This is a genomic window from Asticcacaulis taihuensis, assembly GCF_900100255.1.
GTDB lineage: Bacteria > Pseudomonadota > Alphaproteobacteria > Caulobacterales > Caulobacteraceae > Asticcacaulis > Asticcacaulis taihuensis.
In genome coordinates this window covers 30,167-54,039 of the sequence record NZ_FMTS01000001.1, presented here as the reverse complement: position 1 = coordinate 54,039, position 23,873 = coordinate 30,167, and the positions used below count along the sequence as shown (strand labels likewise).

Sequence of the window (23,873 nt, the reverse complement as noted above, 5' to 3'; positions counted from 1 at the left end):
CCACTCACCCGCCTTTAGCACCCATATATCACGTTTGGAGAAAAATGCGGCAAAATAAAGGCAAATTTCGCAAGCATTTGTAATAACGCAGCTTTATCAACATATTGCCATAGTTTCAGCGCTCTTTCCGGCGGTATTGCAGCGGACTTTCAAAACCATAGCCCCAGGCGCCAAGATGGTGAGATTTCGCATAGGATTCGTCACCGAGATATTGTGTAGAGAAACTACGATAAGCGACCGCAAGGCCACGCCGAACCATTTCGCCCCCCACATCACGGCCGTCAGATGTTTTGCAAGCCGCCACAGTCCTGCCGTAGGTATCAATTGCCTTCGTCTCGCAGGTTAGCGTCCGGCCCTTTGTCAGGTCGCGCAATGCCTTTCGCGCCTCGGTGCCACAGCGAAACCGCCCGCAGGTCTGATTGCGCTCAAAAGCATCAATACCGAAAAGGCGGATATGCCGTTTGCGAATTACAAGCGTATCACCGTCAATGACATAGGCCATACCGGAAATAATGGCCGGCCTGGCCAGAACCGGCGCCGCCAGAACACTCAGGGCCAAAGCGCTCAGGGTCAAAACACTCAGGGTCAAACAGAACGTAACCGAACGTGACATCGGAAACCGTTTTTTGCGATTGCTTAGTATCATCAAACCCCTTAAGTGCCCGCTCATGATCACTAATTTCGCCAATTCCTTCGCGCTGACGCACTTCGATATCATGTCCAAGCTTATTTGGGCGTGCAAGTCCGTGCGCCTCATTTCGCGCAAGAAACCCAAGGCGTAAGATCGTCCGATCCGCGCCCCTTCCCGAACTCCGGGGCGCATGATTTCAACAGGCGCCCACAAAGGCCCTGAAATGTCTGAACCTTCTGAAAAGAAATCCCCACTTTCCACGCCGTGGTTCCTGACCTGGGGCGGGTACATTCTCGCCATGCTGGGCGCGTTTCTCTTCGCCAGCAAGGGCATCTGGATCAAACTGGCCTATAATTATCAGGTCGATGCCTCGGCCCTGATGGCGCTGCGGCTTTCCGTGGCGACACCGTTTTTCATCCTGTTCGGGCTCATCACCTTCCTCCGCGGCAAGGCGAAAGGCACGCATGACCTGCCGCCGATCGATCGCAATCCCGGCCTTTACCTGCGCACGCTGGGCGTCGGTGCCCTCGGCTACTGGGTGGCCAGCTATACCGACTTCGAGAGCCTGACCACCTTGTCACCGCAATTCGAGCGCCTGATCCTTTTCACGTATCCGCTATTTGTTATCCTGTTCGGCGCCCTGTTTTTCAAACAACCCATGCGCCTGAAGGCGGTCTGGGCCTTCGTCATCAGCTATATCGGCCTGGGGCTGGTCTTCCTGACCGACCTGCGCACCCAGGGCTCGGCCGTGATCAGCGGTGTGCTGTGGTGTACAGTCTCTTCCGTCGCTTTCGCGCTCTACCTTCTGCTGGCCAAGCCATTGATCAGACGCATGGGGCCATCACTCTTCACATCCTGGGCCATGAGTGGCGCGGCTCTGGCCACCGGCATCCATTTCCTCATCGTCCATAAGGTGAGCGATATCCATATGACCCCGCCCCTGCTCACCCTGGTGATCGGTCTGGCCATCGGCGCCACGGTCCTGCCGAGCTACCTGACCAATTTCGCCCTGAGCCGGATATCCTCGCAGGCCAACGCCATTATCAGCTTTATCAATCCGATCTTTACGCTGGTGCTAAGCGGCCTAATCCTCGGCCAGCACATCAGCCTGGCCGATATCTCCGGCACCCTGTTGGTGCTTACGGGGGTCGGCCTCTATGTCTGGATCGATCAGCGCGCCACGCGTCAGGAAGCAGCCGTATCCAAAGGATAGGCGTCTGTGCCGACTGTAGCCGCCTTAAAAAGCTCAGCCGCCGTCTGCTTTAATTGCGGATGCACCCAGTCTGGCGCAATCTCCGCCAGCGGCCCCATGACGAAGGCCCTCTCGGCGGCGCGCGGGTGCGGCAGGATCGGGCCGTTTTCGCCACTCATAATGAGTTCGCCATAAGCAATAAGGTCAAGGTCAAGCACGCGCGGTGCATTGAGGCGTCCATCGCGCACACGCCCGGCCTCGCGCTCCAGGTCATGCAAAAGCAACAGCAATTCAGCAGGTTGCAAGTTCGCTTCAACCTGCAGGACAGCATTGACATAGGTTGGATCGTCTGGATTTGGCCAGGCCTTTGAAGACCACAGGCGTGAAATCCTGTTCACAATCAGTCCCCGCGCCTGCAAGTTCTTGACAACCTCGCTGAAAGCTTGCGATGCAGTCACCGGACCAGACAACAGGTTGGAACCGTAGGCAATAAAAACGGACATATTCTTATCTTCGCCTGCCATTTTAACTGCACATTTTCAGGATAGCGTATAGCCATGAGCTTTTATCCGACCGACCGTATCGCGCTTTTTATTGACGGTGCCAACCTCTATTCAGCCGCCAAGGCGCTGAATTTCGACATCGACTATCGCAAGCTACTCGATGAATTCCGCAAACGCGGTATCCTGATCCGCGCCTATTATTACACCGCTCTGGTCGAGGGCGACGATTACTCGCCGATTCGGCCGCTGGTCGACTGGCTCGATTACAACGGCTTCCACCTGATCACCAAGACCGCCAGGGAATATACCGACAGTCAGGGCCGCAAGCGCTGGCGCGGCGACATGGATATCGAAATCGCCTGCGACATGATGGAAATGGCCGAACACGCCGATCATCTGGTGTTGTTCTCCGGCGACGGTGATTTCCGCCGCCTGCTCGAATCCGTCCAGCGCAAGGGCGCCCGCGTCACCGTGGTGTCGACCGTCAAGTCACAGCCGTCCATGACGTCCGATGAACTGCGCCGCCAGGCCGATACCTTCGTCGATCTCGCAGACCTGGCCAATGTCGTCGGCCGCCCGCGCTCCAGCCACAACCCGCCAAAATTCCTGGGTGCCGAGGAAGATTACGACGAGACCGTATAGAGCGTTTTCCGATCTGATTGGATCAGATCGGCGCTCTAATTTTTTGCTTCTACGCACTTTTTAATCCGAAAAGTGCGTCACACTTTTCGGAAAGTGCTTTAGCTTCCGGTTTGATTTTTTATGCCGGGTGCCGTCATGCTGACGCGGTATGATTTGCGGAGTCCATGCCATGCTCGGACTTAATCTGACCAAATCCGCACCGGCCGGCCCGCTGCCCTTGCGTGACGCCACGCCGATGGGATTTCTGGCCGTCAGCGATTTCGATCAGGCCCGCGCCTTTTATGAAGGCATTCTGGGCCTGACCGTTTTCAGCCGCGATGAATACGCCCTTGTTCTGCGTTCCGGCTCGACACTCATCCCTCTGACCAAACCGCCACAGCTACATGTCGCACCCTATACGGTTTTCGGCTTTCAGGTGACCAATATCGACGACAAGGTGTTCGCTATGACCGCGCTTGATATCAAGTTCGAGCTCTATGACTGGCTCGGCGCAGCGCAGACACCACATGGCGTATGGACGGCGCCGGGTGGCGACAAGGTGGCATGGTTCAAGGACCCGGACGGCAATCTGCTGTCGATTTCGGAGCATAAGGCGTAATTCATGGATCTGGGAATAAGGGGGCGTTATGCCATTGTCTGCGCCTCAAGCGACGGGCTGGGAAAAGCCTGCGCCATCGAACTGGCCCACGCCGGCTGCACAGTGGTCATCAATGGCCGCGATGCGGAAAAGCTGGAAGCCGCGGCGGCAGAAATACGCGAGCTGACAGGCGCGCAGGTCATTCCGGTAGCCGGCGATGTCAGTCTGGCGGAGACGCAAGATGCCCTGATCGCCGCCGTGCCGCAAGTCGATATACTGGTCAACAACAATGGCGGCCCGCCCTATCGTGATTTCCGCCAGATCGACCGCACCGCCATGCTGGAAGGACTGACCGGCAATATGGTAACGCCAATCGAACTGGTGCAGCGGGTGATCGACGGCATGGTCGAACGGCGCTTCGGCCGCATTGTCAATATCACCTCCGGCTCGGTGAAAATGCCGCTGAACGGGCTGGATCTGTCGAGCGGCGCGCGCCTCGGCCTGACCGGCTTCCTGGCCGGCGTGGCGCGTAGCGTGGCCCATGCCAATGTCACCATCAATTTCCTGTTGCCGGGGACATTCGACACCCATCGGCTGCAATCGGGCCAGAAACGCAATGCCGAACAGCGTGGCGTCGATATTGAAATCATCCGCGATGAACGCCGCCAGACCATTCCGGCCAGACGTTTCGGTGAGCCGGATGAATTCGGTGCGGCTTGCGCCTTTCTGTGCTCGGCCCAGGCAGGCTATATCACCGGTCAGAGCCTGCTGATCGATGGCGGCGCTTTTCCGGGAGTCCTTTAACCCTTATCCCGCATCAGACGCGCTTTATCTCGCGCCCAGTCGCGTTCAGCGGTGGCTTCACGCTTGTCATGATTCTTCTTGCCCTTGGCGAGTGCAATCTCCAGTTTCACCATGCCCTTGTCATTGAAATAGAGCCGGGTCGGGATGATCGTCATGCCCTCGCGCTGGATGGCGATCATGAACCGGTGGATTTCCTTGCGGTGCAGCAGCAGCTTGCGCGGCCGGCGCGGCTCGTGGTTGAAGCGGTTGGCATGGCCATAGGGCGGGATATCGGCATTGATCAGGCACAGTTCGTCGCCATTCTCGATACTGACATAGGATTCCGCGATATTGGCCCGGCCGGAGCGCAGGGACTTCACCTCCGTGCCGGTAAGAGCAATGCCGGCCTCGGTATTCTGCTCAAGGAAATAATCAAATCGCGCCCGCCGGTTATCGGCGATCGTCTTGTAATTGGACTGATCTTTTTCTGCCAACGACTTCTACTCTTCGTAAATACCGGGCTGAAGTTGCCATTTAAAGGTGCTATGACCCAAACTAACAACATTCATGTTTTGACGACGAGCAGCATCGACTCCACCACGAATGTCATATTCAGATGCTCCTGCAAGCTCTAATTGCTTGGCATCTATGATTTCACCATTCTTCAGCTTTTCGAACACTAATGAAATAGTTTCATCGCGGCTTAATTGTCGAACAGTTGTCTCAAGCCCCGCCAGAGCCAGCGCCTGATCGACCAGCGGCCGCACGCCCTGCGAACAGGCAACGATCGGCAGACGCACCTCATCTGTGCAGATGCCCAGCCGGCTCATGGCGTACTTGGTCGGCGACGGTGACGAGTCTGCGAACAGCACCTTGTGCAGGGTGATCAGCTTGTCCTGCCACTGACGGGCGGTATCAAAGGCGCCCTGAGCGGCCGCTTCATACATGGCCACGACCTGCGCCGGCGCCACATTAGAGGTCACCGAGATCACGCCGTGGCCACCATGCGCCAGATAACCCAGCAGAGTCGGGTCATCGCCAGAAATGTAGGAGAAGTCGCCATCGATCAGCAGGCGCTGCTGGCTGATACGCTCCAGGTCACCGGTGGCGTCCTTGATGCCGACAATGTTGGGCAGCTTCGCCAGGCGGGCAATGGTGTCATTGCTCATGTCAACGACCGTGCGGCCGGGGACATTATAGAGCAGAACCGGAATCTGAACGGAATCGTTCAAAGCCTTGAAATGCTGATACAAACCTTCCTGAGAGGGTTTGTTGTAATAGGGCGCGACTACCAGAACAGCATCAGCGCCCACGGCCTTGGCGTGATGCGCCAGTTCCAGGGTCTCGGCAGTATTGTTGGAACCGGCGCCAGCGATCACCTTGATCCGCCCGCCCACCTTGCGTACGCACAATTCGACCACCTTGCGGTGCTCTTCCATGGAAAGCGTCGAGGTTTCACCCGTGGTGCCGACCGGCACGACGCCATGAACGCCCGCTGCTATCTGAAGCTCGATCAGTTTCTCGAAGGCCGCATAGTCCACCTCGCCATTCTTGAACGGCGTCACCAGGGCGGTAATCACACCGCGAAACAGGGGCTGGGCAGATGTATCGGTCATTCGTCTACTCTCGTCTCACCGCAAACACGGAAAGTTGTGGTTTTTCGGCCATCTGTGGCTTGGGAATATATAAAAATAGCCATAGATACACAAAGCATTCGCCGCAATGGCTTTCTAAAAAGAAACTATCGCCTATAGTTCGGCCATACCGCTTTTGGCCCAATGACAGGATTATTATGACCCCGACTGACCGCCAGATACGTAAGCTCAATCCCTTTATTCGCAAGACCCTTTTGATCGCCGGTGTCAGCGCCCTCACCCTGGGCACCCTGCAACCCGTGGCTGCCCAGGATGATCCGGCGCCTGAAGTGAATGACGTGCCGCAGGCGACCATGCCTATGCCGACCGATACGGCGCGCCCCTATATCCCGTCCGGCCTCAGTGGCAACGATATGGATTTGCTGGAGCAGGCGCTTTCCGCGGCCAAGTCACGTAATTTCGCCCAGGCCGATTCGCTGGCCGCAGGCCTGAGCAATCCAGTAGCACGCAAGATCGTCACCTGGACTATCATCAATAATGACGGCAATATCTACAGTTTCGCCGCGCTGGATGCCGCCCGCCGTGACCTGTGGGGCTGGCCGCGCGAATCCAAGCGCCAGATCGCCGCCGAAAAGCTGATCGGCCTGTCGGGCATGACGGCGCAGCAGATTGTCGACTGGTTCAAGGGTGCGCCGCCGCAGACCACAGAAGGCGCCACGGCCCTGATCTCGGCCTATGGCAACCTGGCGCGTACTGATGAGGCCCGCGCCCTGGCCAAAAGCTGGTGGCGGACTAAGGTGTTCGATTCCCTCGCCCAGGCGAATTTCTATCAGGCCTTTGGCACCTACCTCAATCAGGACGACCACAAGGCGCGCCTGCTTTGCCTGGAAATCAACTACCAGAATGCCAATTCCCAGACGATCCGCGACATGACCGCCTATGTTGGTCAGCATGACGCTGATGTCGCCAATGCCGTGATCGCCATGCGTACCGGTTCGGCGGCCTCGGACGGGCTCTATCAGACGGCGCTGGCCGGCGATCCGCATAATCCCGCGCTCGCCTTTGCCCGCGCCAAATACCTGAACGGCAAAGGGCTGGAAACGCTCGGCTTCCAGTTACTGCCCGACCTGCCCCAGGCTTCGGCCAGCCCGGAAGCGGCCAGCCAGCTTTATTCCCTTCGCCTTGGCTATTTCAAAGCCGCCCTGAAGGCCCGCAATTATCGCACTGCCTATGATGCGATGAACAACGGGGGCTTCGATCCCGGTGAAAGCATGGCCGAAGCGGAGTTCTTTGCCGGTTGGATGGCACTCCTTAAGTTGAACGACACAGATTCGGCCATCCGCCACTTCCAGGCCCTGGCCACCGCCGGCACCTCGCCGATCACGCAAGGCCGGGCCAACTACTGGCTGGGCCGCGCCTATGAAGCCCGCAACCATCCGGCGCTTAATGGCATCGACGCCGACGCCACCCTCGCCCAGCGCTATTACGAACAAGGTGGTCAGTACATATACGCCTTCTATGGCCAGATGGCGGCGGAAAAAGCCGGCATCAAGACCATCACGCTCGGCAAAGATCCGGTACCAAGTGCCGCCGATCGTGCCCGTTTCGAGGGCCGCGAAATGATCAAGGCCGCACGCCTTCTCGGTCAGGCCGGCGAACTGGACCTGTTCCGCGCCCTGGTGCTGCATCTTGATGATGTCATGCCCAATGCCGAGGAAGAGGCGCTGCTGGTCGATCTGGTCGGGCAGTACGATTCACAGCTCATGGCCATGAAGGTGGCGCGTGTGGCCATGCAGCGCGGCTTCTACCTCCCTGAACGCGCCTATCCCGTACGCAGCGTACCGAATGTGTCCGGGCCGGAACCCGCTTTCGTGCTGGCCATTACCCGGCAGGAATCGAGTTTCGATCCCAGCGTGCGTTCCGGCGCAAATGCCCGCGGCATGATGCAGTTGATCCCCTCCACCGGAAGGGCCGTCGCCCGGCGCCTGGGCATCGGCTACAGTGGCGATGCAGCACTCTACGAACCGGAATACAATATGACGCTCGGCAAGTATCACCTGGGCGAACTGGTGGATAAGTTCGACGGCTCCTACATCATGGCCGCCGCCGGTTATAATGCCGGCCCCAGCCGGATGCAGACCTGGATCGACACCTGTGGCGATCCGCGCGGCGCCACTGCCGATCCTTTGTCCTTCATCGAGTGCCACCCCTTCACCGAAACGCGCAACTATATGATGCGCGTGACGGAAAACATGCGAGTCTATCGCGCCCGCCTGAATGGCGGCACCGCGCCCCTCACCGCCATGGCCGATGTGCAGCGCGGCTTCCCCGGCCCGATCGGCCCTTTCACCGGACCTGAATTCAGCGATGTCGCTTCGCCCGACGCTCCGATCAGCTATGCCGATTACAACAAGGGCGTAACGAGCAATGCGGCTGCTGCGGCGCAACTGACCGGAACGGCGACAGCCCCTGCCCCGACCACTATGGCGCCCGTGCCAAACCCGCCCGTCAGCATGAGGCCGGTCCCTAACCCGGTGGCGAAGGCGGAGCCAGCCAAGAAGAAGACAACGGCGAAAGCGGCTAAAAAGAAAAGGCCGAGTCTGTAAAAAAGAAGAAATCGACGAAGAAGAAACGCGATTAAAGGAGCGGCAGGCTCTCCAGCCTGAGAGTCTTCTGTCCCTCGCCGGCAATCAACTCGCCTTTCAGATTAAAGACTTCCGATAACAGGCTGGGAACAAATATTTTTTCCGGCACATCCATCTTCACCAGCCGTCCCTTGTCCATCAGGAGGACGGTATCGGCGAACTGCGCCGCCAGATGCAGGTCATGCAGGCTGAGGATCACGGTTTGGCCGGCCTCGGCACGCTGCTTCAGACGGATCAGCACCTGCCTCTGCCAGGCCGGGTCAAGCGCGATCAGGGGTTCATCCAACAACAGAACATCGGCCGGACTGGCCATTACCCGCGCCAGCAACACCCGCGCTCTTTGACCGCCTGAAAGCTTGAAGACGCCACGATCGGCAACCTCCTGCAGCCCCAGGGACTGAAGTTCGGCAAATGCCTTCTGCCGGGCCAGTTCAGGTTCGAGATGCTGCGCGCCCAGGGCAGCCACATCGACACAGCTCAGATCCCAGGCGATGCTGCGTTCCTGTGGCAGGTAGGCGATGTGCTCGGCACGCACGCCCGGCCGCTGCAAGGCGAGATCAAGGCCATTGTAGCTGATCATACCCGACTGCAGGGATATGAGGCTGGTCATGGCCTTGAGCAGGGTCGTCTTGCCGGCGCCGTTCGGGCCGACCATTATGTAGAGCCTGCCGGGCGCCAGTTCGGCCGACACCTCATGAACCACGATGTCACGCCCGAGTTTTATGCTGACAGACTGGAGACGGAGGTTCGGCATAAGCGCTTTCCAAAAAGTGTCCGCACTTTTTGGAGTAAAAAGCGCGCCAAGTAAATCAGTCCTGCATCCAGCTTCTGGCGCTCTTATAGGCCAGTATGGCGAAAAGCGGCGCTCCGACCAGCGAGGTCAGGACACCGAGGTGGACATCGGCCGTGGGCGGCAGCAGGCGGATAAGGCCGTCCGACACAAGCACCATCAATCCGCCGGTCAGGGCTGACGGCCAGATAAGCGTAAACGGATCCTTGATGCCAAAGGCGCGAACGAAGTGCGGCGCCGCCAGGCCGACAAAACCGATTACGCCCGCCACTGATACCGAAAGCCCTGCTAGGAGCGATGAGCCGATGACAATCACCTGGGTCAGGCGGGTCATATCAATTCCCATGGAACGCGCGGTTTCCTCCCCCAGGGTCAGGAAACGCAATCCCTTACCGAGGCGTAAGGAAAGGCCGGATACAACCGCCAGACCGATGAGGCACATCAGCACATCGTACCAGCTTCGGTTCTGCACCGAACCCATCATCCAGCTCAGCATTTCGGACGTGGTGACCGGCGATGGTGACAGGTTGAAGACCAGTGCCATCAGGGCGCCGCACAGGCTGGAGAGTCCGACCCCCAACAAGATCAATGATTGACGCTGTGGAAAGCGCTGAACGAAAACCAGCAGAATGACGGCGACCAGAACCGCGCCGGCCAGGGCAAACCCTTCAACGGCAAAAGGCGTCAAACCCAGACCGAACACAATCGCCAGCGCCGCCCCAAGTCCCGAACCGGCAGAAACGCCAAGCAGGCCCGGTTCCGCCAGCGGATTGCGCAGCAATCCCTGCATCAGGGCGCCGCTCATGCCGAGCATAGCCCCAACACCGACACCTGCCAGATTGCGCGGCAAGCGGATGCCCCAGATGATTTCCGCCGGCAATGAGTTCCAGCGGAAGAACGCATCGAACCACATGTCGCCGCTCATGGCCACATCGCCGAAGAGCATCAGGACAATCAGCAGACCGACAATCGCCATGCCAAGCGCCAGAGATAGACTACGGAGCGAAAGCGTCATTGCGGCACCGCCTTAAGCCCGCCGCTGCCCGTCAGTGGCGATTGCGACAGTTCGCTGAGGTCATAGGCCGTATACCAACCCGAACAGCTTACCGATTGCCGCGGCAGGGTGAAATTGGGCGACGCCGCGATTTTCGCCCGCACCAGTGGATTCCGCCCCGGCACCCGCCGCATGGCGTAATGGTCATCATAAAAGGCCAGGGCGAATATATCGGGCTTCATGCTGAGAAGAACCTCGGGCGACAGGTAGAAGAACCCCTTATTCTGAGTCTCCAGTTTGAAACCCAGTCTTTGCAGCATGTCACCAACCATGGTGTCCGGACCAGCGCTATATCCCCCCGGCGTGTAGTACAGCGCGGTTCGGCCCTGGCCCACCGGCCGGATCGCGGCCATGGCCTGGTCGAACCTGCGGGCCTCTATGCCGGCGCCGGCGTCCTGCCCCAGTTCGGCGGCGACGCGAAAAAGTTCCGGCTTGGCCTGGTCATAGTTTGTGATGTCATTGACATTTACGATGCGGATGTGATGCCTTTCCAGCGCCTTAATCAGGTTCAAGTCCCCGCCCCATGTCCGCACCACTATGTCTGGCTTGAGTGCCAGGATGGTTTCCAGATTAGGTTGTATACGCCGCACCGTCGACGCACGTTCGCGGAAATAGGAATCCGGCAGGCGCGCCCGATCCGACAGACCTAATATCTGGCTACGCGGCACCAGGGCCAGCACATATTGGTCGGCACAGCCATCGAGCGAAACGACCTTCAGCGGCTGCGTCCCCGCCACCGGTACAATCCTTGGCGGCAACCGACCCGCCCATATGACGGCGGCAACGGCGCACAGGCAAAGAATTACCCCGGACGCACCCCAAAAAATAAACCCACGCGTGTATTTTTTTCGCAAACCGCCTACTTCCAATTGGTTTATTCGGCACCAAAACCTGCGCCTTATGTCTATTCGGGGGGCGTTTCAAAATGAAACCATATCGAAGAAGCGATGCGCTCTTGCGCACATTTACCGATAAGTGGTTATCCGCAGACTCGGATGCCGCAACGTCGCATTTCAGATTTTCCCAGGCCGCTTTAAAGCAGGTTTTTTCACGGTCGTCATCCCCCTGGCGCGGCCCCGCGGCCATCTCCCCTCTGAAGGCATCTTTCTCCGCACGTTCAGGGCTTTCCTGGCAGCAACTCAGCCTGTTTATCATCATCGGGCTGATGTTCTGCGGATTATGCCTGTGGTCGCCCTCCGGCCTGCTTAGGGGCCTGTACTGGACAGGCTGGGCCTGCTTCATGGGCAATGCACTGCTGCGCCTGATCGCCTGCCTGAACTTTCCCGCCGCCAACGTACCGGCCGATCCCCTGACCGAGGCGGTCAATGAAAACCTGCCATCCTACAGCGTCATTGTCGCCCTTTATAAGGAAGCCGGCATTATCCCGCAGCTTCTGGGTGCGATGCAGGCGCTCGACTATCCCCGCGACCGGATGGAAATTCTGTTTGCCCTGGAAGCGGATGACGAAGATACCCTGACGGCATTCCGTGCCCATAACCTGCCGGACTATATGCGTATCATCGCCGTACCGCCGGGCTTTCCCCGCACCAAGCCGCGCGCGCTCAACCACGCACTGGAACAGGCCGGCGGCGACCTGATCGTGATCTATGATGCCGAGGATCAACCGCAACCGGACCAGCTCCGGGAGGCCGCCAGGACGTTTGCAAGGGGTGACCCGGCATTGGCCTGCCTGCAGGCCCCTTTGCGGCCAGTGGGCGGACACGGCTACATACCCCGTCAGTTCGCGGCTGAATACGCCGTGCAGTTCGATGTCCTGCTGCCGGCGCTGAACGGCCTGCGACTGCCCTTTCCGCTTGGCGGTACCAGCAATCATTTCAAAGCGGACGTCCTGCGTACCGTTGGCGGCTGGGACGCTTTCAATGTCACTGAGGACGCTGATCTCGGTCTGCGTCTGGCGCAACTGGGCTACAAGACCAGTCTGATTGCTCCTCCCACCATCGAGACTCCGCCTGCTTTCACTCAGGCATGGATTCCGCAACGGACCCGCTGGATCAAGGGCTATATGCAGACCCTGCTGGTTCATACGCGCCTGAATACGCCCCTGAAACCACGCGCCTGGCTGGGCTTGTTCCTCGGTGTCGGTTTAAGCGTCGCTGCGGCCATCTGCTATGCACCTTTTAGCCTGATGGTGATCATGGCCCTTTTGCTGACCGAATTGCAGCGGATCAGCGATCCCGCGCATCCCCTGCATATTCTGTCACCATTTGACCTGTCCCTGTTCCTGTTAGGAACCTTGAGCGGCATGATCACGATTGCCATTGCCGCGCGTCGCGCCGGCCAGAGTGTGACATGGGCCGACATATGCGGCGCCCCGGTTTACTGGTGCCTGCAATCGATCGCCGCCGGTTTCGCCCTTTGGCAACTGGCAACCCGGCCCTTCCACTGGGACAAGACCGATCATACGCCCGCAACTTTTGCCGTCCAGCCTCTTTACGAAGACGGGCCATGCGCTTATGGCCTTGAGCATGATCATCACCGATACCCCGACCACCTTGCGCACCAAAGCCTGGGCTGATTACGCCCTCGTCGATTCCGGCGACGGCCGGAAGCTGGAGCGCTATGGCGATTACCTTGTCATCCGCCCGGAACCGCAATGCTGGTGGGCGCCGAAATACCCGCAATTGTGGGATAAGGCCGATGCCATTTTCGATCCGCAGGGCGAGGACGACGAAGGCAACTGGCGTTTTTCGCGCAAGCCGGCCGAACAATGGACACTGAGCTGGGACAAGATCAGATTTCATGGCCGCTTCACCAATTTCCGCCATCTGGCCTTCTTCCCGGAACAGGCCGCCAACTGGGCCTGGCAAAAAGAAGCCGTGGCGAAACTCGACAGCCCGCGCGTGCTGAACCTGTTCGGTTATACCGGCGTTGCCAGCCTGGTGGCCGCCGAAGCCGGCGCACGCGTCACCCACGTCGATGCCTCCAAGAAGGCCGTCGCCTGGGCGCGCGAGAATGCGGCACTTTCCGGCCTGAGCGAGGCGCCGATCCGCTGGATCTGCGAGGACGCGCGAAAATACGTTCAGCGCGAGGTCAAGCGTGGATCGAAATATGAAGGCATTATCCTCGATCCGCCGAAATACGGTCGCGGCCCCACCGGAGAGGTCTGGCGGCTGTTTGAGGATCTGCCGGAAATGGTCCATCTGTGCGCCCAGCTTTTGAGCGATGAGGCGTCGTTCCTGTTGCTGAACGCCTATGCCGCGCGTGTCTCTGGCCCGGCCCTGGCGCATCTGGTGGCCGAAGCGGTGGGCCCGGCCAAGGGGGGACGCGTTGATTACGGCGAACTGACCCTTATAGAGGACGTAAAACCGCTCAAGGGCATAAAAGCGGCCGATATTGCGCCGCGCGAGATCGGTCTCAGCTTCTTTGCGAGGTGGATGCGTGATTAAGCAAGTCACTTCACTCACTAATCAGACGGTCAAGGATATCCGCGCCCTGCATATGCGCAAGGAACGCGAGGCCACCGGGCAATTCCTGGCCGAGGGTCTGAAGATCATCATCGACGCCCTCGATCAGGGCTTTGCCCCGCAGATTCTGGTTTACGGAAAGGATACAGACTATCATCCACTCCTGAAGCGCGCCATCGATGAGACGATTAAGTCAGATGGTGAAGTTCTGGAAGTAACCCGCGAAATTCTTGAAAAGATTTCACGCAAGGATAATCCGCAGATGGTGGTTGCGGTATTCGCGCAGATTGCCAAAAGCCTGAGCGATATCGATCCTGCTTCAAATGATGTCTGGGTAGCGCTGGAACAGATCCGCGACCCAGGCAACCTCGGCACCATCATCCGCACCGCCGACGCAGCCGGCATTGGCGGCGTTATCCTGATCGGAGACTGCGTTGACCCCTTCTCAGTCGAAACCGTACGTGCCACTATGGGCTCGATCTTTGCCCTGCCGGTGGTCAAATGTACTCGTGAAGCTTTTCTGGCTGATCGTAAGCGGTGGACCGGTTCGGTGGTCGGCACTCTGCTGACCGCCACACACAACCATCGCACGGCGCCTTATGCCCGTCCGACCCTGATCGTCATGGGCACGGAACAATCCGGTCTGACTCCGGAAATTGCCGCCACGTGCGACACCAATGTCAAAATCCCGATGAAGGGCCGTGCCGACAGCCTTAACCTGTCCGTCGCCACCGGCATTATGATCTACGCCGCGGCCGGCCTGTGAAAGTTGGCAAGGTCAGGATTGATGCCTTCCTTACCGGAATGGTTCTGGCCATTATACTGGCGGCGCTGTTCCCAACGCCGGGTGTACATGGCGGCTTTCTGCATCCGGAACTGCTGACCAAGCTCGGCATCGCCCTGATCTTCTTCCTGAACGGCGCAATGCTCTCCTTCCATGCCCTGAAGGACGGCGTCCTGCGCTGGCGGCTACACCTGATTATCCAAGTGGCGACCTTTGTACTTTTTCCAGTGATAGGTCTCGTCTTTCTGGCCGTCGCCGGTCGCTGGATCAGCCCGGACCTGCAACTCGGCTTCTTTTATCTCTGCGCCTTGCCATCGACCGTATCCTCATCAGTGGCCATGACCTCGGCAGCGCGAGGCAATGTTCCCGTGGCCGTCTTCAACGCCACGATTTCCAGCCTGATCGGCATTGTGGTCACGCCCCTGTGGATGAGTCTCCTGTTGAAAACCTCCGGGCATCACCTTGATGTGGCAGGTGTTTTTATTGACCTGTTCAAATGGATGGTCCTGCCCATGATCATTGGTCAGGTTTTGCGCCGCTGGATCGGCGCCTGGCTGCATCGCCGTAAGAAGCTGGCCCAGACGGCTGACCGTGGCACCATATTATTGCTCGTCTACACCTCGTTCTGTGACTCCTTTGCGCTCAATATCTGGAGTTCCACCAATCTAATCGTCATGCTGTCCGTAATCGCGGCCACGCTTGTTCTGTTCTTTGGCGTGCTGCTGCTTCTATGGAAACTGTGCGATCTTGGCGGCATAGCCCCCGCCTTCCGCTCAGCCGTGGTTTTCTGCGGCACCAAAAAGAGTCTGGCAACCGGCGTGCCCATGGCCTCGCTTATATTCGCCGGTCATGCGTCTGGCCTGGGGTTGATCCTGTTGCCGATCATGATCTATCATCCGCTGCAATTGCTGATCTGTACGCCGCTCGCCAGCCGCTGGGCAAAGGAAGCACAGGCGTAAAAAGGGGCGATTACCGCCTGAATATTAAATAGAATTAAGGTGGAAACGGTTCATTTACCGATCATAGATCGAAATCTAAATTTGAATTTAAGGGGGCGCATCCGGCGTCTCGACGAAAGACACCGCCATGAAACACCTTATCATCAAACTGGCCTGCGCCGCGGCATTGGTCGCAAGCCTTACTGGCTGCATCATGTATGTATCGCCGGATCACACCTACCACACCGACAATGGCCCGCCGCCGGCTGATGAAAAACCGGCGGAAACGGTCAGCGGCTCACAATCCTTCTAAATCCAACCCTGGGGAACATCATGAAATCCATCGCCATCAAACTCGCCTGCGTCGCCATTCTCGCGGCCAGCCTCTCCGGCTGCATCATCATCGACCGCAGCGGCGCCGACCATCTGACCTATTCATCCAGCCGTTAAATATGCTGGTCGGAATATGTCCGGTCACGTAAGGCACCACTAAAAACGGTGCCTTTTTGCATTTACAATAGCTCGGGCGCACCGTAGCGTGCTTGAACTTTCAAGAGAGTGCCATCATGAAAAAGCTGATTCTCAAACTCGTCGTTCTGCCCTTTATCGGCCTGGCTTTCGCCGGCTGCATCACCATCTGATCAGACATAAGCATACGGCCCGCCTCGTACCAGCGCCTTCTGATAAGCCGGTCGGGCGTGAATTTTCTCAAGCCAGGCGCTGATATGCGGCCTTGTTCCCGCCCCGGCCCGGCTGGCGGCCGCCTCCAGCGGGAAACTCATTATAATATCCGCCGCGCTGAATTCGGCGCCGGCGAACCAGGATGACTTGGCCAGGGTGTTTTCCCAGAAATCGATATTTGTCTTCAGGTTTGGCGCCACCAGTGCGGCATCGATGCTGTCGGCGATACGATTGGCAACCGGCTTGATCAGCCACGGCGCCTGGTTCCTGATCGCACTGGTCACCAGTTTCAACAGCAAAGGCGTCATGGCGGTGCCTTCGGCGTGATGCATCCAGTATGTATAATGAAACCTTGCTTCGGTGCCGATGACCGGCATCAACCGGCCATGACCATAGGTCGTGAGGATATAGTCTATAATTGCGCCGGTCTCTGCCACCACCAGAGCCCCATCGGTGATAACCGGCGCCTTGCCAAGCCGGTGCACCGCCTTCAGTTCCGGCGGCGCCAGCATATCCTTGCCGCGTTTGTAAGCCTTGACCTCGTAAGGCAGGCCAAGTTCTTCCAGCAGCCACAGAATGCGTTGCGAACGGGAGTTATCGAGGTGGTGAACAGTGATCATGACGGCTCCTTGTCGGCTTATACGCGCCGGAAGCGGAAAGGATCAGGTGCCTCGCGGTTTCGCGCGGGTGGTTGGATCGGCTTCGCGCGGATTTTCCGGCCAGACGTGCCGCGGATAGCGCCCCTTCATCTCGCTGCGCACCTCAGCCCACGAGCCGTCCCAGAAGGCCGGCAGGTCCTTGGTGATCTGGATCGGCCGGTGCGCCGGTGATGTCAGGGAAAGCGTAATCGGCGTCCGGTTCGGGCCGACGACCGGATGGGTGGTCGTACCGTATAGTTCCTGCACCCGAACCTCCAGACGCGGCCCGCCTTCGGCTTCGTAATCGATGCGGATATTTGAACCGGTTGGCATCTTCAGGGCTTCCGGCGCCAGTTTATCCAGCATCCGCTGCTGGTCATAATCGAGCATGGCGTGCAGAGCTTGCGAAATGACGCCGCCATTCAGCGACAGCATGGACTTGCCGGCAGCATAGGGCCCCAGCCAGTCGGCCAACCCGGACAGAAGCGCTTCATCCGACAGGTCCGGCCATGTCTCGTCCTGACTGCGCAGGAAGGCGACACGCGCGCGGAAGCTCTGCGCAGATTCCGGAATATTTAGGGCTTTCAATCCCTTTTCTCGGATTTCCTCAGATTCCGCCTGAAGCAACATTTCCGGCGGAATGGATTCGCGCGGCTTACTCGATAGCACCAGGTTCCCCAGTCGAACCTGATCGAAGGCGCGAAACCGGCCATTGACCTTTTCCAACGCCGTCGTCCGTTCCAGCCGATCATCGAATAGCTTCAGTATCTCGGCTTCGCTCAGAGGTGCAGCCAGCAGGACACGGTCGCGTCCGGTCCCGCCACCGAGATCGCCGACCGTCAGGTAAGGCTCGCGGGCCAACCGGTCATGTTCATCGACATAGACGCCGCGACCATTGGCCATAACGAACTCACCAGCCTTACCCCGCGCCTTGGCGATACGTTCCGGAAAACATTCCGCCAGCAGATGATGCGACAGGATACGGCCACCAGCCTTTCCCGTCGCCTTGGTCAGGGCCTGAGCCTGCCGGGCCCAGGTCTGTGCAAGACTGCGCGCCTGGTGGATTTTCGGCGATTTATCGTGTGACAGGGCCTCCAGTCTGGCATCGAGATCGGTCGATTTGCCACCCAATCCATTTTCAGAGAGCAGGACGGCCAGATTAGCGCCCTGCTCGGCCGAACCACTTTCCGCCGCGCGGATCAACATATGTGCCAGGCGCGGCGCCATCGGTAATTGCGCCACAGCCTTGCCATGCAATGTCAGATCGCCATTATTGTCCAATGCACCCAGTGCCTGAAGCAGTTTCACGGCCTCGTCCATCGCCGCTTTTGGCGGATGGTCCAGTAGAGCTAAGCTCTCCGTCGATTTGGCACCCCACAGCCGCAAGGAAAGCGCCAGTTGCGACAGGTCCGTTTCCAGGATTTCCGGCTTGGCGAAGGGGATAAGTGAGCGATCCTGTTCGGCATCCCACAGGCGATAAGCATCGCCGGCCTGGGTTCGGCCGGCCCGGCCACGGCGCTGGTCGGCTGAGGCTCTGGAAACGCGTTCGGTGACGAAGCGGGTGACGCCGCGCGCCGGATCGAAGCGCCCCAGGCGCGACAGGCCACAATCGACAACCATTGACACGCGATCGAGTGTCAGGGAGGTTTCGGCGATGGCGGTGGCCAGCACGATCTTCGGGCGGCCGGGCGTATTGCGCGCCAGGGTATATGTCTGGTCCCTGAAATCCATGGCGCCGTAAAGCTTGCAAAGGTCGATATGCGGAGGCAGACCGATCTCGTCGAGGAAGCGCCCCACGCGGTGAATTTCACCCTGCCCCGGCAGGAAGACCAGCATGGTTTCGGCCTGTTCAGGCTTAAGCTTGGTGGCTAATCGCGCCACATGGCGGGCGACATCCTGCTCTATCAGCAACGATTGATTGCGACCGAGATAATGGATCTCGATAGGAAAACTTCGGCCTTGTGACTCAAAACGCTCGGCATCGGGCAGCAGGTCCAGCACCCGATCACCATCCAGAGTCGCCGACATGACCAGCAGGCGCAGATCATCACGCAGGAGGAGTTGCGCGTCACGGGCGAAGGCCAGGCCGAGATCGGCATCCAGGCTGCGCTCGTGAAACTCATCAAAGATAACGCAGCCGATGCCCTCCAGCGATGGATCATTCAGGATCAGACGCGAGAAAATTCCTTCAGTGACGACTTCTATGCGCGTCTTTCCGCTAACCTTGCTTTCACCACGCACCCGGAAACCGACCGTTTGCCCAACCGCCTCCCCCAGGGTTTCAGCCATGCGGGCGGCGGCTGCGCGGGCGGCCAGCCGGCGCGGCTCCAGCAGAATGATTTTCTGACCGTCCAGCCATGCCGAATCCAACAGGGCCAATGGTATGCCAGTCGTCTTGCCGGCGCCCGGCGGCGCGATTATCAGGGCCGTGGTCTTTTCCGTCAGCCAGGATTTCAGCGGCACATATATTTCTTCAACTGGAAGCATGACCTGCACCTAGCAGGTCTTCACGCAATAAAAAAGGCGCCCGTTGGGGCGCCTTTTTAGGATCAGGTCGTACCCGGAGGCGGCGGCAGGTCCGCATCGTTTTCATGGTCCTCGATGATGCCCTTGCGGACGTTCGAGTGCCAGAAGCCGTAGGCGAAGTAGAGAACGAGGCCAATCGCGGTCCAGCCGAAGAAGACCTGCTTGGATTCCGTGCCCAGACTGACGAACAGCAGTACGCAGCCGAAAATCGACAACGGGGCGATGATCCACAGCAGCGGGGTCTTGAACGGACGATTGCGGGTCTTGTCCGTAAAGCGCAGGATCATGACGCCCAGCGAGACAGCCGCGAAAGCGAACAGTGTGCCGGCGTTTGAATAATCCGCCAGTGAACCGACCGGCAGGAAAGCCGCGGCAATGGCCACGACGACGCCGGTGACTAGGGTGATCACCCATGGCGTCTTGAATTTGGTATGAACGGCTGACAGGCCCTTCGGCAACAGTCCGTCACGCGCCATAACGAAGAAGACGCGCGTCTGGCCAAACATCATCAGCAGCACGACCGACGGCAATGCAATTGTCGCGGCCAAGCCGATCAGGTTACCAAACAATGGATTGCTGTTCACTTCGCGCAAGACATGGGCCAGGGCTTCTTTGGAGCAAACGAGCGGCGCATGGGCGGCCTGACAGGCGGCGCTGGCATAAAGCTCAGTCGAGCCGTCAGCGAAATATTGGCCCGTCGCCGGATCAGCCAGCGGCTGGGCGCCGAACGAACCGATTACGCCCGTCGCAACCAGTATATAGAAGATGGTGCAGATACCTAGCGAAGCGATCAGGCCGATCGGCACGTTGCGCTGCGGGTTCTTGGTTTCCTCGGCGGCGGTCGAAACCGCATCGAAACCGACATAGGCGAAGAAGATGGAGGCCGCGGCGCCCAGCACGCCTGTTCCGGTGCCGTCCAGCGGATTACCCCAGCCGCGGGGCGTGAATGGGCTGAAATTATCCATGTGCCCGGTGACCAGCGGCAGGGTCAGGACGATGAACAACAGCAACGCGGCAATCTTGATGGCGACCAGAACTGCATTGGCCGTGGCGCTTTCCTTCGTGCCAATGACCAGCAAAAGCGTGACAATACCCGTGATGATAACCGCCGGCAGGTTGAGCACACCGCCGATTTCGCCCCCTTTGATAAAGCCGATGGAGATGGGCGGTCCCACGGTTAACGCGTGCGGTATGTGTATCCCGATGTCATCGAGAAACCCGACAATATGACCGGACCAGCCGACCGCGACGGCGGAGGCACCAAGCGCATATTCCAGAATAAGCGCCCAGCCGACCAGCCAGGCCACCATTTCGCCCATGACCGCGTAGGAATAGGTATAGGCAGAGCCTGCGACCGGCACCATGGAAGCCAGTTCGGAATAACAAAGTGCGGCGACCGCGCAGACGGCCCCAGCGATGATGAAGGAGATCATCATACCCGGACCGGCTTTTTGAGCGGCTGCGGCAGTCAGCACGAAGATACCGGTGCCGATGACCGCGCCAATACCCAGCAAGGTCAGTTGGACAGGCCCCAGGGATCGATGCAGCGACTTTTTCTCTGCTGTCGCCAGGATCGCATCCAGCGACTTAATTCGCAAAGGATTCATTTTTCACCTTTTTATGTGTTTTAACAGGCGACTAGTCATTCCAAGGACCACCCCAGTGCCTGTCTTGTCATGAAGCCTACACACAAAAATTAAATCTGCAACTATCTTAACCGGTGGGTAGCCTTAAGGGCCTGTTTCGCCTATTTCATAAGTCATGACCACCGAGCCCCTCATCCGACTGTTTGTCGCCCCCGTCACGCCGTTGCAGCAGAATTGCACGGTGGTCTGGTGTACGAAAACCAACAGGGCCGCGATCATCGATCCCGGCGGCGATCTCGATCCGATCTTGGATGAGATCAAGCGGCGCGGCCTGACAGTGGAGAAAATCTGGATCACCCATGGCCATGCCGATCATGCCGGCGGTGCGGCGGAACTGAAAGAGCGCACCGGCACCCCCATCGAAGGCCCGCACGAGGACGACCAGTTCTGGATCGACAATATACCATCCATGGGTCAACGCTACGGCATACCCGACATGCGCAGTTTCACGACCGACCGCTGGCTGCATGACGGCGATACGGTGACTTTAGGGGAGACGACCTGGCAGGTTATTCACTGTCCCGGACATACGCCTGGACATGTGATCTTTTATCACGCGCCATCAAGATTCGCACAGGTGGGCGATGTCCTGTTCAAGGGCTCGATCGGCCGGACGGATTTCCCACGCGGCAATCACGCCGACCTGATCAACTCAATTACAAAGAAACTCTGGCCGCTGGGCGATGTTCAGTTCGTGCCGGGGCACGGGCCAATGTCGAGTTTTAATATAGAGCGGCAAAGCAATCCCTTCGTGGCGGATCGCGTTATCGGTAAAGCCGGGCCGAATACGCAAGGGCCCGGATAGACAAGAAAAAGGCAAGGGGGCACTGCCCCCTTGCCTCTGTAACAATCAGGCGCCTTTGAGCAGCGGCGCGAGTTTCTGGGCAACGCTCATGTCGCCCTGGATTTTCATCTTGCCCATCATGAAGGCCATCATAGGGTCCAGCGTGCCCTTGGACATGGCGATCAGGTCGTCGATGGCGATCTGGATGGTGGTGTCGGCCTCACCATCATCATTTGTCACGGTGTTTGGCACAGCGGCACCGTTGATGAGGATCTTGCCGGCGTCGCCGAAGTCGACCTTGATGATTTTGCCCAGGCCGGAATTTTCCCCGACGGCGGCGCTGATTTTTTGTGTAATGGTTTCAAGATCGGACATGGCCGACTCCTTTGTCTGCTGAAAGCCGGGTGACCTTAAGGTTAAGTTTCGATCCCGGCAAGACAGACCTTAAGTCAAGTTATGAGAAAAAAGTGACAGCAGCAAAATTCGATGTGGTGATTGTAGGCGCGGGCGCCGCCGGCCTGATGTGCGGTATCGAAGCCGCCCGGCGCGGACGACGCGTGGCCGTGATCGATCATGCGAAAAAGCCGGCGGAAAAGATCCGCATTTCCGGCGGCGGCAGGTGCAATTTCACCCATCTTCAGGCCACGCCGAAAAACTTTCTGTCACAAAATCCGCACTTCTGTATCTCGGCGCTGAAGCGGTTCACGCCGTGGGATTTTCTCGATCGCGTCGTCAAACGCGGCATTCGCTATTTCGAGAAAACCGAAGGGCAGTTGTTTTGCGAGACCTCGGCCGGTGACATTATCGACATGCTGCTGGATGATCTGGCGGATGCCGGTGGCGAACTCTATCTCGGCATATCGGTTGAAGGCGTCACGAAAACCGGCCCCGGTTTTGAAATCGATACATCGAATGGTAACCTGACGGCTGAAAAACTGGTGATCGCAACGGGTGGCCTGTCCATTCCCAAGATGGGCGCCACCGGCTTTGCCTACGGTATTGCCCGGCAGTTCGGCCACGAGATTATCGAAACCCGCGCCGGCTTGGTTCCCTTTACGCTGGGCGGTGAAAAACTGGCGGCCATTGAAGGGCTTTCCGGGGTGTCGCTGACGGCCAGAGTCGCCTGTGGCAAGGCCAGCTTTACCGATGGTTTTTTATTCACTCATCGCGGCCTTTCGGGGCCGGCAATTTTGCAGATTTCCTCCTACTGGAAGCCCGGCGAGGCCATCGAGGTCGACCTGCTGCCCGATATGAATGGGTTCGATTATCTGCAAAGCCGGCGTAAGGATCGCCCGAAACAGACGCTCGGCAATGTTGTGGCGGAAATCCAGCCGCGACGCCTGTCCGATCGCATCCTGGAGTGGCACGATCTGCCCCCCGAAGCCCGCATGGCCGACCTCGGCAATGCCACCCTGCAAACCCTGGCGGATGCCGTCAATCGCTGGACCTTTATCCCGGATGGAACCGAAGGCTATCGCACGGCCGAAGTGACCCTGGGCGGTATCGACACCCGCGCCCTTTCCTCCCAGACCATGGAGAGCCAGCTTTGCCCCGGCCTCTATTTTATCGGCGAATGCGTCGATGTCACAGGCTGGCTGGGCGGCTATAATTTCCAGTGGGCCTGGTCATCCGGCTGGGCAGCCGGACAGGCGGTTTAATGCAGGGCAGCTAAAGCGGCCATGGTCATCATGAAGGCCGCTGCACTGCCGCCAGAGACGGCGCTGTAAATCATGACCTTGCGGCGTTTTTCGTCGGCGGCCAGTTTGCGTGGATCGGGCTTGCGGCCCCCAAAATGCTGATTCATGGTGTGCAATTTCATGCTGAAACGTTTCATAGATTCTCCAGATAGAACAGATCCTCGACTCTGGTTTCCAGAACCCGCGCCAACTTCAGCGCGAGAAAGGCCGAAGGCACGAATACTCCGTTCTCTATTGTATTGATGGTCTTACGCGACACCTGCGCCATGACTGCCAAATCTGCCTGAGTCAGATTTCGGGCCCCGCGATGGTCTCTGAGCCGGTTTTTAAACGTCTCCACGC

Annotated in this window: 24 protein-coding genes and 1 pseudogene; 12 read left to right on the top strand and 13 right to left on the bottom strand. The window is 58.6% G+C overall.

Going from position 1 to position 23,873, the window contains the following annotated elements; all coding sequences use genetic code 11:
* Window positions 1–115: 115 nt before the first annotated feature.
* Window positions 116–613 (bottom strand): thermonuclease family protein, encoded by a 498-nt coding sequence (locus tag BLO49_RS00245; RefSeq protein ID WP_090642765.1) that lies wholly within the window; start codon window positions 611–613, stop codon window positions 116–118.
* Between the two features lie 241 nt (window positions 614–854).
* Between BLO49_RS00245 and BLO49_RS00240 the strand changes: the two genes are divergently transcribed.
* The gene (locus tag BLO49_RS00240) at window positions 855–1,844 is read left to right on the top strand and encodes a DMT family transporter (RefSeq protein ID WP_245678800.1); all 990 of its coding nucleotides are present in this window, start codon (window positions 855–857) and stop codon (window positions 1,842–1,844) included.
* On the opposite strand, the gene folK is transcribed toward BLO49_RS00240, so the two are convergent.
* Window positions 1,817–2,347 carry a 2-amino-4-hydroxy-6-hydroxymethyldihydropteridine diphosphokinase gene (gene folK, locus BLO49_RS00235; RefSeq protein WP_090642762.1) on the bottom strand — a complete coding sequence of 177 codons (531 nt, stop codon included), beginning with the start codon at window positions 2,345–2,347 and terminating at the stop codon, window positions 1,817–1,819. The genes BLO49_RS00240 and folK overlap by 28 nt on opposite strands.
* A 33-nt stretch (window positions 2,348–2,380) precedes the next feature.
* On the opposite strand from folK, the gene BLO49_RS00230 reads away from it, so the two are divergent.
* The 3 genes from BLO49_RS00230 (at window position 2,381) to BLO49_RS00220 (ending at window position 4,349) form a co-directional block, all read left to right on the top strand.
* On the top strand, window positions 2,381–2,968 hold the full coding sequence (locus BLO49_RS00230; RefSeq protein WP_090642761.1) for a LabA-like NYN domain-containing protein: 588 nt from the start codon (window positions 2,381–2,383) through the stop codon (window positions 2,966–2,968).
* A 169-nt stretch (window positions 2,969–3,137) separates the two neighbouring features.
* Window positions 3,138–3,566, top strand: a complete 429-nt coding sequence (locus BLO49_RS00225) for a VOC family protein (RefSeq protein ID WP_139159587.1) — start codon at window positions 3,138–3,140, stop codon at window positions 3,564–3,566.
* Between the two features lie 3 nt (window positions 3,567–3,569).
* Entirely contained in the window at window positions 3,570–4,349 is a 780-nt protein-coding gene (locus BLO49_RS00220) for an SDR family oxidoreductase (protein WP_090642759.1), read from the top strand.
* On the opposite strand, the gene smpB is transcribed toward BLO49_RS00220, so the two are convergent.
* Complete coding sequence (gene smpB / locus BLO49_RS00215) at window positions 4,346–4,822, bottom strand: SsrA-binding protein SmpB (protein WP_090642757.1); 477 nt, start codon at window positions 4,820–4,822, stop codon at window positions 4,346–4,348. The genes BLO49_RS00220 and smpB overlap by 4 nt on opposite strands.
* A 231-nt stretch (window positions 4,823–5,053) precedes the next feature.
* A pseudogene (gene dapA, locus BLO49_RS00210) lies at window positions 5,054–5,944 on the bottom strand (4-hydroxy-tetrahydrodipicolinate synthase); the annotation flags it as partial.
* Window positions 5,945–6,120: 176 nt separating this feature from the next.
* On the opposite strand from dapA, the gene BLO49_RS00205 reads away from it, so the two are divergent.
* Window positions 6,121–8,529: a lytic transglycosylase domain-containing protein gene (locus tag BLO49_RS00205; RefSeq protein WP_090642754.1), complete on the top strand. Its 2,409-nt coding sequence runs from the start codon at window positions 6,121–6,123 to the stop codon at window positions 8,527–8,529.
* A 31-nt stretch (window positions 8,530–8,560) separates the two neighbouring features.
* On the opposite strand, the gene BLO49_RS00200 is transcribed toward BLO49_RS00205, so the two are convergent.
* From BLO49_RS00200 to BLO49_RS00190, 3 genes are read right to left on the bottom strand one after another with little or no spacing between them, the layout of a single operon-like run.
* Complete coding sequence (locus tag BLO49_RS00200; RefSeq protein ID WP_090642751.1) at window positions 8,561–9,322, bottom strand: ABC transporter ATP-binding protein; 762 nt, start codon at window positions 9,320–9,322, stop codon at window positions 8,561–8,563.
* Between the two features lie 55 nt (window positions 9,323–9,377).
* Window positions 9,378–10,373: a FecCD family ABC transporter permease gene (locus BLO49_RS00195; protein WP_090642748.1), complete on the bottom strand. Its 996-nt coding sequence runs from the start codon at window positions 10,371–10,373 to the stop codon at window positions 9,378–9,380.
* Window positions 10,370–11,149, bottom strand: a complete 780-nt coding sequence (locus BLO49_RS00190) for an ABC transporter substrate-binding protein (RefSeq protein WP_090642745.1) — start codon at window positions 11,147–11,149, stop codon at window positions 10,370–10,372. The genes BLO49_RS00195 and BLO49_RS00190 overlap by 4 nt, the downstream gene beginning before the upstream one ends.
* Window positions 11,150–11,652: 503 nt before the next feature.
* Between BLO49_RS00190 and BLO49_RS00185 the strand changes: the two genes are divergently transcribed.
* The 5 genes from BLO49_RS00185 (at window position 11,653) to BLO49_RS18290 (ending at window position 15,872) form a co-directional block, all read left to right on the top strand.
* Window positions 11,653–12,948: a glycosyltransferase family 2 protein gene (locus tag BLO49_RS00185; protein ID WP_170828151.1), complete on the top strand. Its 1,296-nt coding sequence runs from the start codon at window positions 11,653–11,655 to the stop codon at window positions 12,946–12,948.
* A complete protein-coding gene (locus tag BLO49_RS00180; RefSeq protein ID WP_415500105.1) occupies window positions 12,893–13,819 on the top strand; it encodes a class I SAM-dependent methyltransferase in 927 nt (308 codons plus the stop codon). The genes BLO49_RS00185 and BLO49_RS00180 overlap by 56 nt, the downstream gene beginning before the upstream one ends.
* Window positions 13,812–14,603, top strand: a complete 792-nt coding sequence (locus BLO49_RS00175; protein ID WP_090642737.1) for a TrmH family RNA methyltransferase — start codon at window positions 13,812–13,814, stop codon at window positions 14,601–14,603. The genes BLO49_RS00180 and BLO49_RS00175 overlap by 8 nt, the downstream gene beginning before the upstream one ends.
* Window positions 14,600–15,580, top strand: coding sequence for a bile acid:sodium symporter family protein (locus BLO49_RS00170; RefSeq protein ID WP_245678798.1), 981 nt, complete (start codon window positions 14,600–14,602; stop codon window positions 15,578–15,580). The genes BLO49_RS00175 and BLO49_RS00170 overlap by 4 nt, the downstream gene beginning before the upstream one ends.
* A 127-nt stretch (window positions 15,581–15,707) precedes the next feature.
* Window positions 15,708–15,872: a hypothetical protein gene (locus BLO49_RS18290; RefSeq protein WP_170828150.1), complete on the top strand. Its 165-nt coding sequence runs from the start codon at window positions 15,708–15,710 to the stop codon at window positions 15,870–15,872.
* 328 nt (window positions 15,873–16,200) lie between these two features.
* On the opposite strand, the gene BLO49_RS00165 is transcribed toward BLO49_RS18290, so the two are convergent.
* The 3 genes from BLO49_RS00165 to BLO49_RS00155 form a co-directional block, all read right to left on the bottom strand.
* The gene (locus BLO49_RS00165; protein WP_090642731.1) at window positions 16,201–16,860 is read right to left on the bottom strand and encodes a glutathione S-transferase; all 660 of its coding nucleotides are present in this window, start codon (window positions 16,858–16,860) and stop codon (window positions 16,201–16,203) included.
* Window positions 16,861–16,902: 42 nt separating this feature from the next.
* On the bottom strand, window positions 16,903–19,365 hold the full coding sequence (gene hrpB, locus BLO49_RS00160; protein WP_090642728.1) for an ATP-dependent helicase HrpB: 2,463 nt from the start codon (window positions 19,363–19,365) through the stop codon (window positions 16,903–16,905).
* A gap of 62 nt (window positions 19,366–19,427) precedes the next feature.
* Complete coding sequence (locus BLO49_RS00155) at window positions 19,428–21,011, bottom strand: amino acid permease (RefSeq protein WP_090642726.1); 1,584 nt, start codon at window positions 21,009–21,011, stop codon at window positions 19,428–19,430.
* Between the two features lie 154 nt (window positions 21,012–21,165).
* Here BLO49_RS00155 and BLO49_RS00150 point away from each other — a divergent pair, with 154 nt between their 5' ends.
* Entirely contained in the window at window positions 21,166–21,855 is a 690-nt protein-coding gene (locus BLO49_RS00150) for an MBL fold metallo-hydrolase (protein ID WP_090642723.1), read from the top strand.
* 45 nt (window positions 21,856–21,900) lie between these two features.
* On the opposite strand, the gene BLO49_RS00145 is transcribed toward BLO49_RS00150, so the two are convergent.
* On the bottom strand, window positions 21,901–22,209 hold the full coding sequence (locus BLO49_RS00145; protein WP_090642721.1) for an SCP2 sterol-binding domain-containing protein: 309 nt from the start codon (window positions 22,207–22,209) through the stop codon (window positions 21,901–21,903).
* 92 nt (window positions 22,210–22,301) lie between these two features.
* Between BLO49_RS00145 and BLO49_RS00140 the strand changes: the two genes are divergently transcribed.
* Complete coding sequence (locus BLO49_RS00140; RefSeq protein ID WP_090642718.1) at window positions 22,302–23,492, top strand: BaiN/RdsA family NAD(P)/FAD-dependent oxidoreductase; 1,191 nt, start codon at window positions 22,302–22,304, stop codon at window positions 23,490–23,492.
* Here the strand turns inward: BLO49_RS00140 and BLO49_RS00135 are convergent.
* Both BLO49_RS00135 and BLO49_RS00130 read right to left on the bottom strand, forming a co-directional pair.
* Entirely contained in the window at window positions 23,489–23,668 is a 180-nt protein-coding gene (locus tag BLO49_RS00135) for a hypothetical protein (protein WP_090642716.1), read from the bottom strand. The two genes, BLO49_RS00140 and BLO49_RS00135, sit on opposite strands and share 4 nt — an antisense overlap.
* Window positions 23,665–23,871 carry a helix-turn-helix transcriptional regulator gene (locus BLO49_RS00130; RefSeq protein ID WP_090642713.1) on the bottom strand — a complete coding sequence of 69 codons (207 nt, stop codon included), beginning with the start codon at window positions 23,869–23,871 and terminating at the stop codon, window positions 23,665–23,667. The genes BLO49_RS00135 and BLO49_RS00130 overlap by 4 nt, the downstream gene beginning before the upstream one ends.
* Between the last annotated feature and the right edge of the window lie 2 nt (window positions 23,872–23,873).

Bases quoted from the DNA above. Each gene is read 5' to 3' on its own strand.
- hrpB (WP_090642728.1), bottom strand. From the start codon at position 19,365: ATGCTTCCAGTTGAAGAAATATATGTGCCGCTGAAATCCTGGCTGACG.
- BLO49_RS00230 (WP_090642761.1), top strand. From the start codon at position 2,381: ATGAGCTTTTATCCGACCGACCGTATCGCGCTTTTTATTGACGGTGCC.
- BLO49_RS00200 (WP_090642751.1), bottom strand. From the start codon at position 9,322: ATGCCGAACCTCCGTCTCCAGTCTGTCAGCATAAAACTCGGGCGTGAC.
- BLO49_RS00245 (WP_090642765.1), bottom strand. From the start codon at position 613: ATGTCACGTTCGGTTACGTTCTGTTTGACCCTGAGTGTTTTGACCCTG.
- BLO49_RS18290 (WP_170828150.1), top strand. From the start codon at position 15,708: ATGAAACACCTTATCATCAAACTGGCCTGCGCCGCGGCATTGGTCGCA.
- BLO49_RS00155 (WP_090642726.1), bottom strand. From the start codon at position 21,011: ATGAATCCTTTGCGAATTAAGTCGCTGGATGCGATCCTGGCGACAGCA.
- BLO49_RS00225 (WP_139159587.1), top strand. From the start codon at position 3,138: ATGCTCGGACTTAATCTGACCAAATCCGCACCGGCCGGCCCGCTGCCC.
- BLO49_RS00185 (WP_170828151.1), top strand. From the start codon at position 11,653: ATGGGCAATGCACTGCTGCGCCTGATCGCCTGCCTGAACTTTCCCGCC.
- BLO49_RS00150 (WP_090642723.1), top strand. From the start codon at position 21,166: ATGACCACCGAGCCCCTCATCCGACTGTTTGTCGCCCCCGTCACGCCG.
- BLO49_RS00240 (WP_245678800.1), top strand. From the start codon at position 855: ATGTCTGAACCTTCTGAAAAGAAATCCCCACTTTCCACGCCGTGGTTC.
- BLO49_RS00195 (WP_090642748.1), bottom strand. From the start codon at position 10,373: ATGACGCTTTCGCTCCGTAGTCTATCTCTGGCGCTTGGCATGGCGATT.
- BLO49_RS00145 (WP_090642721.1), bottom strand. From the start codon at position 22,209: ATGTCCGATCTTGAAACCATTACACAAAAAATCAGCGCCGCCGTCGGG.
- BLO49_RS00165 (WP_090642731.1), bottom strand. From the start codon at position 16,860: ATGATCACTGTTCACCACCTCGATAACTCCCGTTCGCAACGCATTCTG.
- BLO49_RS00135 (WP_090642716.1), bottom strand. From the start codon at position 23,668: ATGAAACGTTTCAGCATGAAATTGCACACCATGAATCAGCATTTTGGG.
- BLO49_RS00220 (WP_090642759.1), top strand. From the start codon at position 3,570: ATGGATCTGGGAATAAGGGGGCGTTATGCCATTGTCTGCGCCTCAAGC.
- BLO49_RS00205 (WP_090642754.1), top strand. From the start codon at position 6,121: ATGACCCCGACTGACCGCCAGATACGTAAGCTCAATCCCTTTATTCGC.
- folK (WP_090642762.1), bottom strand. From the start codon at position 2,347: ATGGCAGGCGAAGATAAGAATATGTCCGTTTTTATTGCCTACGGTTCC.